Origin of the sequence: Roseivirga sp. (assembly GCF_034669765.1) — a bacterium.
Classification (GTDB): Bacteria; Bacteroidota; Bacteroidia; order Cytophagales; family Cyclobacteriaceae; genus Roseivirga.
Window position 1 is genome coordinate 148,601 of the sequence record NZ_JAXMOQ010000003.1, and the last position, 15,431, is coordinate 164,031.

The following is a 15,431-nucleotide window of genomic DNA, read 5'->3' on the forward strand; positions in this document are numbered from 1 at the left end:
CTCAAAACTACAATTCCCACTCTACCCAAGGCAACATGGGGTTACGTCCAATATCCTAAATAGATCATTTCATATTTTTTAGGTATATTACTGGTATAAAATAATTTAAGTCAATTAAATACAAGAACATGAGATCGAATATTATTTTTATTCTAATTATAGCAATATTCGTAAGCTCGTGTGATAAGGATGAAACAGCAGATGATGATTATACCCCAGTTGTAGAGACTAGCACCGAAGTCTCGTTTCTAAGTAATTCTAAAATCATTCTCCCTACGCAACAAGAGTCTGCCGCTTTAATGGCCACTTCAGATGTGTACTCACAAAAGCTAAGTACATTTGACATTAAAGCTAAAACACAAAACATTAACTCTAATAGTGAATCTCAATACCTTCAGTATGCCTCGTTACAAGCTAAATCATGGACCGCATTAGAGATTGATGCAATAAAAGTCATCATAGCTTCTGCCAAAGCAAAAATTGAGGCATTGGGGTTAAATCTTGAATTGCCAGCTGAGATAAAATTGGTAAAAAGCTCGATGGAAGAAGAAGGGGATGCCAATGGCTACACTAGGTCAAATTACATTGTCCTAAAGTCCCCACCTACTGAGTCATTATTCTTACACGAATTATTCCATATTTATTCAAGAGCAAACCCTACGAAGCGAGATGAATTATACAGTACTATTAATTTTGAAAAGTGTAGTTTAATCACACTACCCACAGCAATAAAAGATGGAGAAATCACAAATCCAGATGCTCCTGTATATGAACACTTTTTGACAGTTGAAATCGGTGGAGAGCAAAAGGATGTTATGTTCATTATCTATTCTGAAAACCCTTATACTGGAGGCTCCTTTTTCAGCTATTTAAGTCAAAAATTGATGATCGTTGAAGGAGATGCTAATAATAAAACTCCTGTTTTAATCAATGGATCACCAGTTCTTAAAGACTTTTCTGAGGCATCCAATCTAAAAGCTCTAATCGGAAACAATACAAATTATACTATTCATCCAGAAGAGGTTTTAGCCGATCATTTCAGACTATTAATATTACAAACCAGTGTGCCAGACCAGTCTTTCTTAGACGAAATGGAACAAATATTAAAATAAGCCCTGTCACAGGTGGCTCTATTTCTCTACCATCGGTATTGAATGTGATAGTAATAAACTAGGAGATTTATCCTTCTCAACCCCTATTGGTGCCTAATTGGCTTTTCGGAAGATTAGTGAAGGCAAGAAGATCGGACATAAGTGCGCTTTTTTAGGCCTTTGTATTTCTTAGCTACACGAAATAAAACTGTAACCATTCCAAAAGTTTGGTTGTCTCATGGTAAACCCCTTTCCAAAAAAAACAACCTAAATGAATCTGCAATTACCCAATACCGATTCAAAATCAACGAATCATAAAAGCTTTCTTTTCGACTTGATTATTTACATCTCGGTCATGTTCTTGATTAGGGAAGTATATTTTCCTCAGTTCGGTTTTATGGTCAATGGTCTTTTTTGGTCGTTTACAACCTTGGTGGTTGCAACTTGGAGAATGCGAGTCAGAAACGTTACTTGGAAAGAATTGGGGTTACGGAAACCCAAAAGCTTACGGAAAACATTAGGTATTTCTGTTCTAATACTTATCGCTGTTGTGATATCCATAATGGCTTTCGAAATTATCAAAGACGCATTACCATTTACAATTGTCCCAGATACATCGCCTGAAACTGCCGCTTCCAAATTTGGAAACCTAGAAGGAAATTGGTGGCTATTCTTCTCCATCATGCCAATGGTGCTATTGGAGTCTGCTTTGGAAGAAGTACTCGATAGAGGCTTCTTAATGAACTGGATTGAACGTCTTTTTTCTTCAACAGCTTTCGCTACGATCATTGCTGTCCTATTACAAGCTGCAATTTTCGGGTTTAGACACTCAAACGATTTTTCAGCACGGTCAATCACCGCAGGGCTTATTGGCTTAGTTATGGGAATAGCCTATGTGAAATTTGGCCGGAATTTATGGCCATTAATCATAGCACATTGTATACTCAATACAATGTCTATGATGGATAGGGTATAACAATCCATATTCCAAGGGCATAAAAAAACTGGTGAAGCAAATGCCTCACCAGTTTAAAACCTGATCAGTTAATTACTTAACTAATTATTTCCTTTCGTTTTCTCTTTCAATAGGCTTGCACCCTCACCTTCTACAGTGCTTTTGGTTTCGTCTACCAGTTCATACCCTAAAGTTCTTCCTTTAAGTGTTGCTGGCAATCCGTTGGCCATCCACTCTGGCATTGGTGCTCCTTTAAGGTAATGATCGAAGAACTGCCCCATTCTGATAGAAAGATCCTTTCTGTTTTTACGCTGAACAAGGTTATGATCTTCACCATTGTAAACCACCAACCAAGATGGTTTACCTAAACGTCTAAGTGACATATAGTACTCAATACCTTGGTACCATGGCACAGACCCATCTTCATCATTGTGCATAATAAACAATGGCGTATTCACTTCATCCATTCTAAACAATGGTGAGTTGTCGATATAACGTGATGGAGTTTCCCATAAGGTTCCTCCCAAACGGCTTTGAGTTTTCTCATATTGGAACATACGGCTCATTCCGCTCCCCCATCTCACACCACCGTAAGCTGAAGTCATGTTTACCACTGGAGCTCCTGCACCACCTGCGGCAAACATATTAGTTTTCGTTACCAAGTAAGCCACTTGGTAGCCTCCCCAACTCTGGCCTTGAATTGCCATTTTGCTTTTGTCAACAAAGCCCATATTCACAACCGCATTTGCAGCTGGAACAACGTGGTTATAAGCACTTGGCCCAGGGTATCCTAATTGGTACTTAATGTCCGGCACTAGCACTAAGTAATCATTACTCACATAATATGGAATATTGATGGTACTTGCGCTTGGCGCTGGACTTGGGTGGCTATGTAAACTGTTAGTTCTTCTTTCATAGAAATAAACAATCATTGGGTATTTCTTATTCGGATCGAAGTTTTCAGGCTTGTAAAGAATCGCCTGCATTTCTTCTCCATCTTCTAATGAATTGAATTGGATAAGCTCGGCTGTACCCCAATTGTATGGATCTTCTTGCGCACCAACATTGGTAAGCTTTTTCAAGCCGTCCATTTTGTAGCTATTGGCAACGTACAACTCACCAAAATCTTCATAAGTAGATTTAGTAAAGATAACACGATCAGAATCCTCAGCTTTGATCAATCTACCGAAGCTCACATCTTCCATTACCACTTTGGTTGGGTTAGCTGCTTTTGAAAGGTTGGCAGTATAAAAACCATCTTGCATTGTCCACTCGTGTGTTGCTGAAAGCAATACTGGAGCTTTCATCGAAATGAATTCTTCATCTCTATTTAGCGACTGATATCTAAAGCTGATATTGCTCTTACGACCAAAACCATTGGTTACATTTTCTGGCGCTACTTTTCCTTTTGGATCAATTTTCCAGATATCGAAACGATCGTTAACAAAGAAAGCTGCATCTTTTTCGCTCCATCCAGCACTTCCGTAAGAACCCGCCATAGAAGGGGAATCGTGCAATTCATTGGCAAAACTCACATCTATACCTTCAGTTAGGTTTCTTGTGGTTTCCGTAGCAACATCCATTACAAACCAATCTTCTACTTCTGGATCGTACCAAGTAAGGAAGTTACCCTCTGGTGACAATGACATAAAGCCTCTGCCTGCCTGCATCAACAACTTGGCTTTGCCTGTATTCACATCAACTTTATAATAGTCGCGAGGCTGTTGTGTATCCCAAGTAGACTGAACTCTATACGATTGATCATCTGTAGCCAATACAAAGTCACGGTCGTTTTCAGCATCAATATAAATGTTCTCGAGGTACGGAGTACCCAGCTGAACCATTTTCATTGACTTCAAATCCATCATTACATCGTAAGTCTTATTCTTATCTCTGTTGGCTCTTAATTTCTGCATTGGTTGGATATACGGGTCATTATAAGACCATACATCTACCGCAGGACGTTCAGAGTCCAACATTGTAGAATCTTCTTCATAAGCGTACTTCACTGGGCGTGGAGCAGTTCCGAAGTAAAGTCTCTTTCCGCTTTCTGAGAAACGAGGATTGCTATTATCACTCACCATCCAGTTATTTGGCAAACCAGCAGTGGTAGTATCAGCAATAATTTTAGCTTCATTACTTCCCGCTTTCCAATGCATTAAACTGAAATATTTATCATCAGCTTTGCTATCAGAGTTGGTAGCAAAAAATACAAGCTGCTCACCATCTTCAGTAGTGGTTAGTTTTTTGTAATCCTTTAAACCTGAATTCAAAGTAGTTTGCTTTGCTGATTTGGTATTGAATGCAAATACAGCTGCTGGATTCAGTGAATCAGCCTCATCTTTTTCAAAATACAAGTAGTTACCTTTTTCGGTCAACTCATATTCCACTACGCCTTCAAAACGGCTTTCATTACCTGAAACCATATTGTAAAGCACCAACTCAGTACCTTTAGATTTTGATTTTGGTTTCTTGGCTTCTTCAGATTTTTCGCCTTCCTCTTTCTTGGCTTTTCCCTCTTCAGGAGTTTCGTGTGACCAAGCAATCCATTCTGTAGATTCGCTTGATAGTTGATAGTTTTTCACCCTAGCAATTTTCTTAATCTCACCGCTCTTAAGGTTCACAATGAAAAGAGAATCTTTAGGCATTTTTGCACTGGTTGTTTTCTTAAGTTTCAGTGCATGTTCTTTTTCATATTCAGGACTAACGGTAGCTACCACAAAATCACTGTTCTTAGTAAAAGAATACCTACCTACTCTATCGATAGTAAAGGTCTTGTTGTTAGTTAAGCTCTTAATCTCAAGGATTCCATCTCCTACCTGAGGGCTAATTCTATAAGCGGTCCAATTACCATCATTGCTTATAGTCGTGGATTGCAGGCTTTTCCAGTCATCATAAACATCATGTGTTAGTGGTTTCTTTTGGGCGGTTGCCTGAAAGAACATAAACAGCATGAAAATTGAAAATAAGCTGATTTTCGTTTTCATAGGTTTTCTTTTCTAATTGTTATTAATCCATACAAATATAAAAGTTAGGCGCTACATAGAAACAGTTCTTATATTGACGGAATCAACTTGAATTAAAACTTAAAATATCATGTTCAAAAAGACACTCTTATTTTCTTTTTTGATGGTGCTTTCTCTTCATGCTTTTGCGCAAAAAACACCTGCGGAAAAAACAATTGCAGAGATCACTAAAGACGCTATTAAAAAGGAAGGCTTTTTCAATTATTACTGGGATGAAGATGCCGGTAAAGTATATTTAGAAATCAAAAAATTTGATGAAGAATTCCTCTACATCAACTCGCTATCCGCTGGTATTGGCTCAAACGATATTGGCCTTGACCGTGGTAAACTAGGCGGCACTAGTGTTGTTGAATTCAGAAGAGTGGGTTCAAAAATCCTTTTGGTTGAACCCAATTACAGCTATCGTGCCGTTTCCAACAATGCCGATGAAGTTGAAGCCGTAAAGCAAGCCTTTGCCGAGTCGGTACTCCAAGGCTTTAAAGTAGAAGCCGAGGAAAATGGCGTGGTATTAATCGATATCACCCCAATGATTCTCACTGATTCTTATGGCGTGGCAAATACGCTTAATCGCTCTCGTCAAGGCACATTCCGTTTCGATGCCAGCCGTTCGGCCATTTACCCTCCAATGTTGAAGAACTTCCCGAAAAACTCGGAATTTGAAGCTACAATTACATTAGTGGGTAGTGCTACTGGTGGTGCGCTTAGAAGTGTAACCCCTAGCTCAGATGCGGTTACCGTTCGAATGCACTATTCTTTTGTAGAATTACCAGATGCTGGTTACGAGCCAAGAAAGCTAGATCCAAGATCTGGGTTCTTTGGTATCTCATATATGGATTACGCTACGCCAATTCAAGAAGACATTAGAAAGAGATTTATTAACAGACATAGATTAGCAAAAAAAGACCCTAACGCCAAAGTAAGTGAAGCTGTTGAGCCCATCATTTATTATGTAGACAGAGGTGCTCCAGAACCAATTAAATCTGCCTTAATCGAAGGAGGGCAATGGTGGAATCAAGCTTTTGAAGCTGCTGGTTACAAAAACGCTTTCCAAGTGCGCGAAATGCCAGCCGATGCCGATCCAATGGACGTACGCTATAACTTGGTGCAGTGGGTACACCGTTCCACCCGTGGTTGGTCATATGGTTCATCAGTTTCAGATCCACGAACTGGCGAAATTATCAAAGGACATGTGAGCTTAGGCTCTTTAAGGGTTCGTCAGGATTTCTTGATCGCTCAAGGTTTGATCAATCCATATGAAAACGGCACTACACCTGACCCAATCATGCTCAAATTGGCCATTGCTCGTTTAAGGCAACTTTCTGCACATGAAATTGGACATACGATCGGTTTGTCACATAGTTATGCTTCTAGTGCCGATGGAGATGCTTCTGTAATGGATTATCCACATCCTCAAATTGGGCTTAAAAACGGAAAAATCTCATTAGAGGCTCCTTACGATATTGGTATTGGCGAATGGGATAAAGTAGCCGTTACTTATGGCTACCAAGACTTTCCGAAAGGAACGGACGAAGACAAAGCTTTGAACAATATTATTGAAAAAGGCTTGAAAGATGGTTTGCACTTTCTTACTGATTCAGACTCTAGGTCTCCTGGTAGTGCACATCCTTTCTCTCACCTTTGGGACAATGGGAAAAGCCCTGTGGATGAGTTGAACCGATTAATGGAAGTAAGAGCAGTCGCCTTAAAGAACTTCTCTGAGCAAAACATTCCAATGGGATCTCCGATGACGACCCTTGAAGAAGTATTTGTACCAATGTACATGCTGCACCGCTACCAGTTAGAAGCAGCTTCTAAGGTAATTGCGGGCGCTTACTACAACTATAAATTAAGAGGCGACTCTCAGCCATTGCAACAAACGGTGCCTGTTGGCGAGCAAAAAGCAGCCCTTGCTTCTCTTATCAATGTGTTGAAACCCGAGAATTTAGAGGTGCCTGAGCATATTCTTAAAATCATTCCTCCAAGAACACCGGGTTACGGAAGATCTAGAGAAACCTTTAATGTAAGAACGGGAGTACTTTTCGACCCTGTTTCTCCTGGAGAAGCAGTTGCAGCAACCACAATGAGTTTCTTGTTCAATTCGCAACGTGCTACGCGTTTGGTACAGCAAAAAGCAATGGACAGCAATCAAATCGGACTTCAAGAGGTAATTAACGCAGTTGCCAACCTTGCCTTCGATGCAAATTATAGCGGTTACCTTGCCGAGCTACAGAAAGTAGTTGCCGACAGCTTTATCAGCGAATTGATGTCATTGAGTATGAGTTCTCAAGCATCCGTTTCTACTCAAGCAGAAGCAATGGCAGCACTTAGAAATCTTGCTAAAAAGCTAGCCAGTGGAAATGATACTTTCCAGAAAGAGTTGTCATTTAGAGTAGCTCGCTTTTTAGAAAACCCTAAAGAAGTAACACCTACAAGTTCATTGACTCCTCCTGATGGTTCGCCTATCGGAATGGATGCGCAATTTTGGTGTACTTTCGAAGGAAACTAACTCAACAAAAACACATTGAAAGAGTGAAAAAGAGCCAGAATATCATGGCTCTTTTTCATTTCTGATTACTTTTATAATTACTGTTCGTCTTAGCCATAACTGAAATAACTATGAACAAAAGGAACGCTGTAGCACTCGTATTAATCATTGTATCATTGGCGTGCCTCTATCCCGGACTCACAAAGCCCATCATTCAAATTAATATCGGAGCACAACTACCTTTAATCGGTGAATTCAAACTTTTTGAAAGAACACAAAGTGTGGTAGAAAGTATCCAATCACTTTTTGAAACCAATAATGATTTAGTGGCTTGGTTGATTCTAATTTTCTCTATTATAGTCCCCATCACAAAAGCGGTGATTCTTTTGGCCGTTTTAGCCTTTAAAAAATTACCTGGTCGCAAGGCCCTATATCGGTTTGTGGGTCTTATTGGAAAATGGTCTATGGCAGATGTTTTTGTAGTTGGTATTTTACTGGCTTTTCTAGCCACTGGTGAAAATGAAAGTATTCGTGCTGAACTGTATGAGGGCTTTAATTACTTCTTGGCCTATTGTATTATCTCCATTCTTGCCATTCAGGTAATGGACGTTAAAACCGATGATTTAGTACAGTAGTGATTTGAGACAGGTATGCTAATTAATTTTCTGTATTTAAACGAATTCAGAAACTTCTTTCCAGTCTAACTAATTTCAGAATCACCAGTAATTACTACCTTTTGAAATTGGTATTGGTCAATAAATACCCCTCGATAAAAACAGAAATAGGATATTGAAAATAAAAGTATCTGCCAACCTAAAGAAAAGATTGACAGATAATAATTTCATTCACGCCTCATACAGATAGTTATAAATGTATTTACTTTAAACATGACAGCATTTACTTAACGTAAATGGTCTTACGGTTGATGAATTCCATCATGCCATCCTTAGCCAACTCTCGGCCATAGCCAGAGCGTTTGGTTCCACCAAATGGTAGTCGAGGATCAGACTTTACAAGTTCGTTAACAAAGTAGGCACCATCACTCACTCTATGAGCCATCTCAACTGCCTTTTTAATGTTGGTCGTGCAAACGGTTACTCCTAATCCAAAAGGCGATAACTCAGACAATCTAAAAGCATCGTCAATGTCTTTTGCTTTGATTATTGCCGCCAACGGACCGAAGGTTTCTTCATCGAAAGCAGGCATTCCGGGCTTAACATTACCTAATACTGTTGGTTCGTGATAGCAATTATCCTGATTTCCACCCAAAAGCAATTCGGCTCCCATTTCTACAGAGCTGCGGACTTGCTTTTGCAACTGATCGGCCAAATCGATTCTGGCCATTGGCCCAACCTTGGTGTCTTCATTTATTGGGTCGCCTGATTTAAGTTGACGGATTGCCTCAGTGAACTTAGTCACGAACTCATCATAGATACTTTCCATTAGAATGAATCGCTTGGCGGCAATACAGCTTTGACCACAATTCAGCATTCTTGCCACAAGAGCCGTCTGAATGGTCTTGTCAATATCAGCATCGTCCCAAACAATAAAGGCATTATTTCCACCCAATTCTAACAAGGATTTTTTTATATGACGACCTGCAATTTCTGCTACTGCCGACCCTGCCCTTTCACTACCCGTTAAACTTACTGCCTGAACCGCTTTATTTGCTATGATTTTTTCTGTTTGATCGTGATGAACAATCAGATTTTGGAAGACTCCTTTAGGAAAACCCGCTTTTGTAAATACTTCTTCAATTAGAATCGCGCTCCCGAATACATTGGGCGCATGCTTCAACAAACCTGTATTTCCGGCCAAAAGTGTTGGCGCTGCGAATCTAAAAACTTGCCAAAAAGGAAAGTTCCAAGGCATAATTGCCAATACGCTACCTATCGGGTCGTGCTGAACAAAACTTAATTGAGCATCTGTTTCAATTATCTCATTTGCTAAAAATGCTGCTGCATTATCGGCATAGTAATCGCAAACCCAAGCACATTTATTAACCTCAGCCCTTGATTCACTAATGGGTTTTCCCATTTCAAGCGTTATCATTTCAGCATAGACTTCCACATTGGTTCGAAGTACTTCTCCTGCCTTTTTCATAAGAAGAATTCGCTCACTTAAAGGCGTATTCCTCCAAGGCTCAAAGGCTTCCCCAGCCAGGTTGAGTTTATCATCTAATTCGGCATTAGAGATACCTGTATAGCTTGCTATCTCCTTATTACTATAAGGATTGATGCTTTTAAATTCCATAAATTAAATATTATTTAGTCAAACTACCGATGAGGTTAGGCTGCTCTCTTTTGTCTTCAACAATCTGAGAAGAATACTTTCCTTTGATGGCATTGATCCAGTTCTTGGCCCTGTCGGTGAGTTCAAAATCATCTGTCATCATTCTTCCTCGCGACACCAAAATACCTAAATCAGCTCCTTCGTAGAGGTAATTTCCTTCTTTCGTAATTCTCAAGAAGAACGCTTCTTGTTCGCTTTCCACTGCTCTTCTGTGCGTATCCATTCTGTCGAATTGGATATGACCATTATCAAACATTTTCCAAATACCCGATTTTGGAGCTTCACTAACGAACTCCACTGTGTCTTGGGTGTGCTTTATGATCAACTGACTCCAGCCATCCACATTTTCTTGTCTAGCCCATCTCGCGTTGAGTGCCTTAACGTTGAGTTTATACTCCACATTCATCCATTCCAAAATATGGAAGATAAAAAGAGGTGCATCGGCCAATGCAAACACCGCATGATTGGTGATAGAACTCGCACCAGTCACTCTCGGGTTAAGTTCACCTAGGTAAATTTCTCCATTGTCTTGATCAATCAAAAAGTCCAATTCGAAATAGCCTTTATAGCCTTCTTCTCTGAGTTGATCTCCGAATAATTCAGTGTACTTTTTTGCCTTTCTTCTTAATGAAGGACTAAATGCGTTAGGATATATCTCATTTCCGCACCAACCGCCTTTATAAGGTGTCAACTCTTTGAAGCCAACCAATTCAGTCATCAAAGGGGCTACTATGGTTCCGTGTTTCGTAACACAGGCTTCGATTGCTGAGCCTTTGCAATTGATACGCTTCATAATTTTCACTTCCTTCTCCTTCACGATTTCCTCTTCATATTTCTTGAATTCGGTTTCATTAGAAATAAAGAAAGTGGTGTGGCCTGAATCACCAAAAGGCGTTTGAATTACTAAATCGCTACCGAGTTCTTTCGATACGGTTTGTAAATGAGTGTAACTCTTAACTTTTGAAAGCACATAAGGAACACATGGAACACCCGCTTTTTCGGCAAGTCTATTCGTGTTTACCTTATTATCCATGAAGGTTCGCATTTTGGCACTAGGAAACATTACTTCTAGCCCCTGCTTTTTAGCAAGTTTTTCTGTTTCTTCATCAAACATCAAAAACATTACTTTACCTGCATTCCCACCTTTAGTCCTTGTCTTTAAGTAGTCCTGTACTTCAGGATGCTGTAGCAAGTAATTATTGATATCTTCAATGCTTTCGAATTCATCGTGTGGTATTTCTTCTTTAGGAGAAAAAACATTAGGATGAAGCCCATCAAAACACTCAATATGACAGATAAACTTGAATCCTTTGATCCATTCGTCTGCCCCAAGTAGGTTGAAATTGGTCGCACTGATAAAGTAGATTGGTGTTTCATTTTTATAAAAGAAGCGTCTGATATCCGCTACGCCATTCAGTTTTTCGATACTCGTTTTCTTCTTGGTCATCGTGATTATTTTGTGTTTGATAATTTATTTTTCTTTGAAATACTCATAGCACCTAATGCTGTTCCCGTTTTTTGTCGGTCGAGTACTTTTTTATTGAATACCCTTAGACCTAAGTCTGCTCTGTAACCATGAATTTCAGAAACATCCAGTGCGAGTAGAAATTCGATAATTTCAGTACTCACTACTTGGCCTGGCACTAGTACAGGAAAGCCCGGAGGATACGGTATTACAAAAGAAGAGGCCACCAATTCCTTTCCATTTTTCATGGATGGAAGGCATTCTTTTAATGGAATGTATTCGTAATTGGTTTCGTCATACGCGAGGAAATAAGCCTCACGCAAGTTACCACCTGGGACACCAGGCACAGCCTGAAATGAACGGTGAAAATGACTAAAATCAGGCAACGGAGGCACATCTTCGGTAAGCGACTTAATTCTAGCTTCTCGTATTTCCATTTCGCGACCGTTCAGCGACTTAATCTCATCATCCAATTCCTCAGCAATGGTTAGTAATGCGTTGGTTAAATAAGTAACACTTCCCCTGGTAGTACCAATATTGGTCATAAAAAGGACGGTATTCCTCGATGTTTTATTGATCTGAATGTTGAATTTATCCATCAAGTATTTGTTCTTGAAAGTATCTCCATCAACGCCAGTTCTACCAATATGCAGAGTGACTTTTGTAGGGTCTAGGACAAATTCATCTTGTTCCCAAGGTAATTCCATTCTGTTCCATCCTGCTTCTTTACAATAATACTCCGTAAGGCCTGTTTGTCTATATTTGTTTGGAATAAAGTCGTGTACTGTCAGGACATCGAAGTATTTATTGAGCATGGGGTTATCATTGACTTTTGCCCTAAGTACCATCGCCAATTCCACACTCTTTTCAACCAGTTCGAAACCCTCGAACTGCACTTGTCTTCTGCCCGCATCCAAAGATGCTAACATCTGATAATTGGGTGAAGTAGAAGTATGGGTCATGTAAGCTTCCAAAAACGTGCTTTCGCTCTTCCTTCTAAATTCCTGATCCCAGATGTGGATCATTGATCCTTGCCTAAAGCTACTCAGGGTTTTATGCGTGCTTTGTGTGGCATATACCCTTATTTTCACCTTGTCAGGGTCAGGCAATAATGGTAATTCACCTTCTGAAAGATTCTTTATATGATGCTCATATTCCTTTCTATAGCTACTACTTTGATATTTTCCAGCCAATTTCCGGGCCGAAAACATTCCTGTTCTCTGTTTATAGGTATAGGTAAATCCTGCAAAAGCAAACCATGCTTCGTCCCAAAGAAAAATCATGTCAGGCTTAATGGCCAAAACTTCTTCCATTACCCTTTGCACGTTGTATACAAGTCCGTCAAAAGAGCAATTGGTGAGTAAAAGCATCTTTGCTTTATCTAACCTGCCAGCTGCTTTCAGCTGAATTAGCCTTCTTTTGATTTGCTCAAGCGGTACCGCTCCGTACATTGAATATTTTTCAATGGGATAGGAATCTAAGTACACTGGAAGCGCACCTGAAAGCACTAAGCCATAGTGATGTGATTTATGACAATCTCTATCGACCAGCACCACATCTCCTGGCTGAACGAGTGCCTGCATTACGATTTTATTGGCAGTAGAAGTACCATTCGTTACGAAAAACGTCTGCTTAGAACCATAAGCCGCGCTCGCCATTTTCTGAGCCTTTTTCAAGGGTCCAGTGGGTTGCAAAAGGGAATCTAAGCCACCAGTGGTGGCTGATGTCTCGGCCAAAAACATATTGTTCCCATAAAAATCACCAAAATCTTGAATCCAACGAGATTTGAAAACAGAGTTCCCTCGTGAAATAGGCATGGCATGAAAAACTCCAGTAGGCTTTTGGCTGTATTCCTTTAAGGCAGTAAAGAATGGCGTTTGATAGCGATCTCTGATGCCCATCATAATGCTCAAATGTATTTCTAGCAAATCCTCTCTTCGATAAAAGATCCTTTTAAAGGTTTTTATGGTGCTGTCCTTAAGGTCTCTTAATGCCGTATCCGTAACATAATAGGTATCCAATTCTGGTCTGTACTGCCTCGCCAGCCTGCCTAAAATTGGGCCTAATTCTACATCTTTTCTTCCCGACAGGTCAAGTTTAATAACGTTTTGAACGTAAGGCTTAATAATGGCAGAAATTCCTTTTGAATAATAAGGAGGCGCATAGCGTACCACTACTGCCTGAATATTATAGTTAAAAAGTAGTGTTATCAGCGCATCTTGAAAAGAGCGCTGTACCACAAAGCGATAAGTAAAGGTGTCACTCTTTTGGGAGAGCTCCGCTGCTTTTTGATGAAGGGCAATTTCATCTGCTTCAGACATGTCTTCCACAAAAAGCACTTCAAAATAATTCTGTTGAACATGATCCGCTTCTTCCCTCTTCTCCACCCCCTTCATGGTCTTCTCATCCGTCAGATCAATGAAATCTGGATTGCTGCGATAACTATCGCTTACCAATCTTCGGGTGGTTTCAGCCACATTATTGGCCAAAGCAGTATGTTCTTTTCTACTCAAGGCTAGCTTATATTGTTCGACAAGCTTTTTACCTGGAAAAGCAAAGAAAGCCTCTACCTCACCAAGTTCTTTCAGTAAAATTTTAACATCATCGGTAATAGCATTTTCATTCTTGGAATCTCGATGGCAACGGGCCAATTCAGAGGTTTGATTCTTCAGATAATTCCAATAGGTAACTCTTAACTGACCTATGTTATAAAATGGAGCGGACGTATAGTTCTTCTTTTTCGGCACAATTAAATATTAGAGTGTAAGGCTAGTTTGTTTCCTTCTGAATCGATGAAAAGGGAAAAGTATCCAGAATCATCACTAATCATGGTTTTTCTCATAATAACCCTTCCTCCCGCTTGTTCAATTCTTTCAAGCATGACTTCCATGTCATCAACGGCATTTAGGTAAATCAGCACCCCCGTTTCACTTGGGATGCAACCTTGCCCCATAACCAAGGCACCACCCACCCCGGTATCGGTGGGCAGTATTGCCATGGCATATTCTGAGGTACCAATAATTTCCAATTGCACATCATAAACATGATTAAAAAAAGCAACCGCTCTCTGTAAATCCAGCACGGGAATCTCGAACCAGTTGAGAATAGGTTGTTTAGGCTTTTTCTTGATTGGTTTTGACATAAGATTTCCCATAGCTTTTATTTATGTTTTTAAGATTTAGAATTTAATTACTAGTAGTCTTACTCTACTAAATTCACTGGCAGCTGGATCATGCTTTCCCTCTGTTTCAACTCAGTGAGTTGTTCAGGTTTTTGAGGTTTAATTAATGGCCCTAAAGACTCAAGATATTCATGCTTCTTATGTGCATTATAGATACTGAAATCTCCCATGTGATCCCTAAAACTTTTCAGCGGTTGACCTAAGCGCATTACACCAAGTTCTCTGCTTCGCTGAACCCGTTCCATATCAATTTCAATAGGAATGATTTCTTCGGTACTCCCTGCTTGATACATTATTCGACCATCAGGGCCGCAAACCGTAGAGCGACCAATACCACCAGAATCTAAACCGTTGATATCGAAGAAAAAGCACTGGTTAACAGCCGCCATGGTTTGAGCAATTGAATGCTCAATATCTCTATCCATAGTACCCGTTAAGGTTGGGTGAAGAATTACTTCGGCACCCATTACCGCAAGTGTTCTTATGGTTTCTGGAAACCACATATCATAACAAATGGATAGTCCGAAACGACCTACATCAGGAATATCGAAAATACAGAACTCGCTGCCTGGAGTGACTCCTACCTCATACGGATAAAACGGAAACATCTTTCTGTAGCGAGAAACCACTTCCCCTTGAGGATTAATGACCAGAGCGGTATTGTAAATTTTGTCGCCCGACTTTTCGAAAATAGAACCTGGAACGAGCCAGATTTTGTGTTTCTTCGCCATGGCCTTCATTTCATCTTCGAAATGACCAGGCAATTCCTGAGCATAATAAGTGAGTGGGCCATAGCCACATAACTCACTAAAGAGAACAAGATCCACCGCAGGATACACATTCATCGTGATATCCAGCTTTAACTTCATCATTTCCAAATTGGAATGGGTTGCGGATACCTTCATTTGTATCCCAGCAATAGTAAATGGCTTCATG

At 40.0% G+C, this 15,431-nt stretch carries 10 protein-coding genes; 4 read left to right on the top strand and 6 right to left on the bottom strand.

Features of this window, described 5'->3' with window-relative positions; translation table 11 throughout:
- Positions 1 to 128: 128 nt before the first annotated feature.
- On the top strand, positions 129 to 1,112 hold the full coding sequence (locus tag VOI17_RS06715) for a hypothetical protein (protein ID WP_323756474.1): 984 nt from the start codon (positions 129 to 131) through the stop codon (positions 1,110 to 1,112).
- Positions 1,113 to 1,362: 250 nt separating this feature from the next.
- Positions 1,363 to 2,067: a CPBP family intramembrane glutamic endopeptidase gene (locus VOI17_RS06720; protein ID WP_323756475.1), complete on the top strand. Its 705-nt coding sequence runs from the start codon at positions 1,363 to 1,365 to the stop codon at positions 2,065 to 2,067.
- Positions 2,068 to 2,147: 80 nt separating this feature from the next.
- On the opposite strand, the gene VOI17_RS06725 is transcribed toward VOI17_RS06720, so the two are convergent.
- Complete coding sequence (locus tag VOI17_RS06725; RefSeq protein ID WP_323756476.1) at positions 2,148 to 5,033, bottom strand: prolyl oligopeptidase family serine peptidase; 2,886 nt, start codon at positions 5,031 to 5,033, stop codon at positions 2,148 to 2,150.
- A 109-nt stretch (positions 5,034 to 5,142) separates the two neighbouring features.
- Here VOI17_RS06725 and VOI17_RS06730 point away from each other — a divergent pair, with 109 nt between their 5' ends.
- Positions 5,143 to 7,578, top strand: a complete 2,436-nt coding sequence (locus VOI17_RS06730; protein WP_323756477.1) for a zinc-dependent metalloprotease — start codon at positions 5,143 to 5,145, stop codon at positions 7,576 to 7,578.
- Positions 7,579 to 7,688: 110 nt separating this feature from the next.
- Positions 7,689 to 8,192 (top strand): paraquat-inducible protein A, encoded by a 504-nt coding sequence (locus VOI17_RS06735; RefSeq protein ID WP_323756478.1) that lies wholly within the window; start codon positions 7,689 to 7,691, stop codon positions 8,190 to 8,192.
- Positions 8,193 to 8,454: 262 nt separating this feature from the next.
- Here VOI17_RS06735 and VOI17_RS06740 read toward each other — a convergent pair whose 3' ends face one another.
- Genes VOI17_RS06740 through VOI17_RS06760 form a run of 5 tightly spaced genes read right to left on the bottom strand, consistent with a single transcriptional unit; the run spans position 8,455 to position 15,430 of the window.
- The gene (locus VOI17_RS06740) at positions 8,455 to 9,810 is read right to left on the bottom strand and encodes an NAD-dependent succinate-semialdehyde dehydrogenase (RefSeq protein ID WP_323756479.1); all 1,356 of its coding nucleotides are present in this window, start codon (positions 9,808 to 9,810) and stop codon (positions 8,455 to 8,457) included.
- A 10-nt stretch (positions 9,811 to 9,820) separates the two neighbouring features.
- The gene (locus VOI17_RS06745; protein ID WP_323756480.1) at positions 9,821 to 11,296 is read right to left on the bottom strand and encodes a biotin carboxylase; all 1,476 of its coding nucleotides are present in this window, start codon (positions 11,294 to 11,296) and stop codon (positions 9,821 to 9,823) included.
- A gap of 5 nt (positions 11,297 to 11,301) precedes the next feature.
- Positions 11,302 to 14,061 (bottom strand): aminotransferase class I/II-fold pyridoxal phosphate-dependent enzyme, encoded by a 2,760-nt coding sequence (locus VOI17_RS06750; protein ID WP_323756481.1) that lies wholly within the window; start codon positions 14,059 to 14,061, stop codon positions 11,302 to 11,304.
- A gap of 2 nt (positions 14,062 to 14,063) precedes the next feature.
- Complete coding sequence (locus VOI17_RS06755; protein WP_323756482.1) at positions 14,064 to 14,468, bottom strand: VOC family protein; 405 nt, start codon at positions 14,466 to 14,468, stop codon at positions 14,064 to 14,066.
- 47 nt (positions 14,469 to 14,515) lie between these two features.
- Entirely contained in the window at positions 14,516 to 15,430 is a 915-nt protein-coding gene (locus VOI17_RS06760) for a carbon-nitrogen hydrolase family protein (protein WP_323756483.1), read from the bottom strand.
- Position 15,431: the final 1 nt, after the last annotated feature.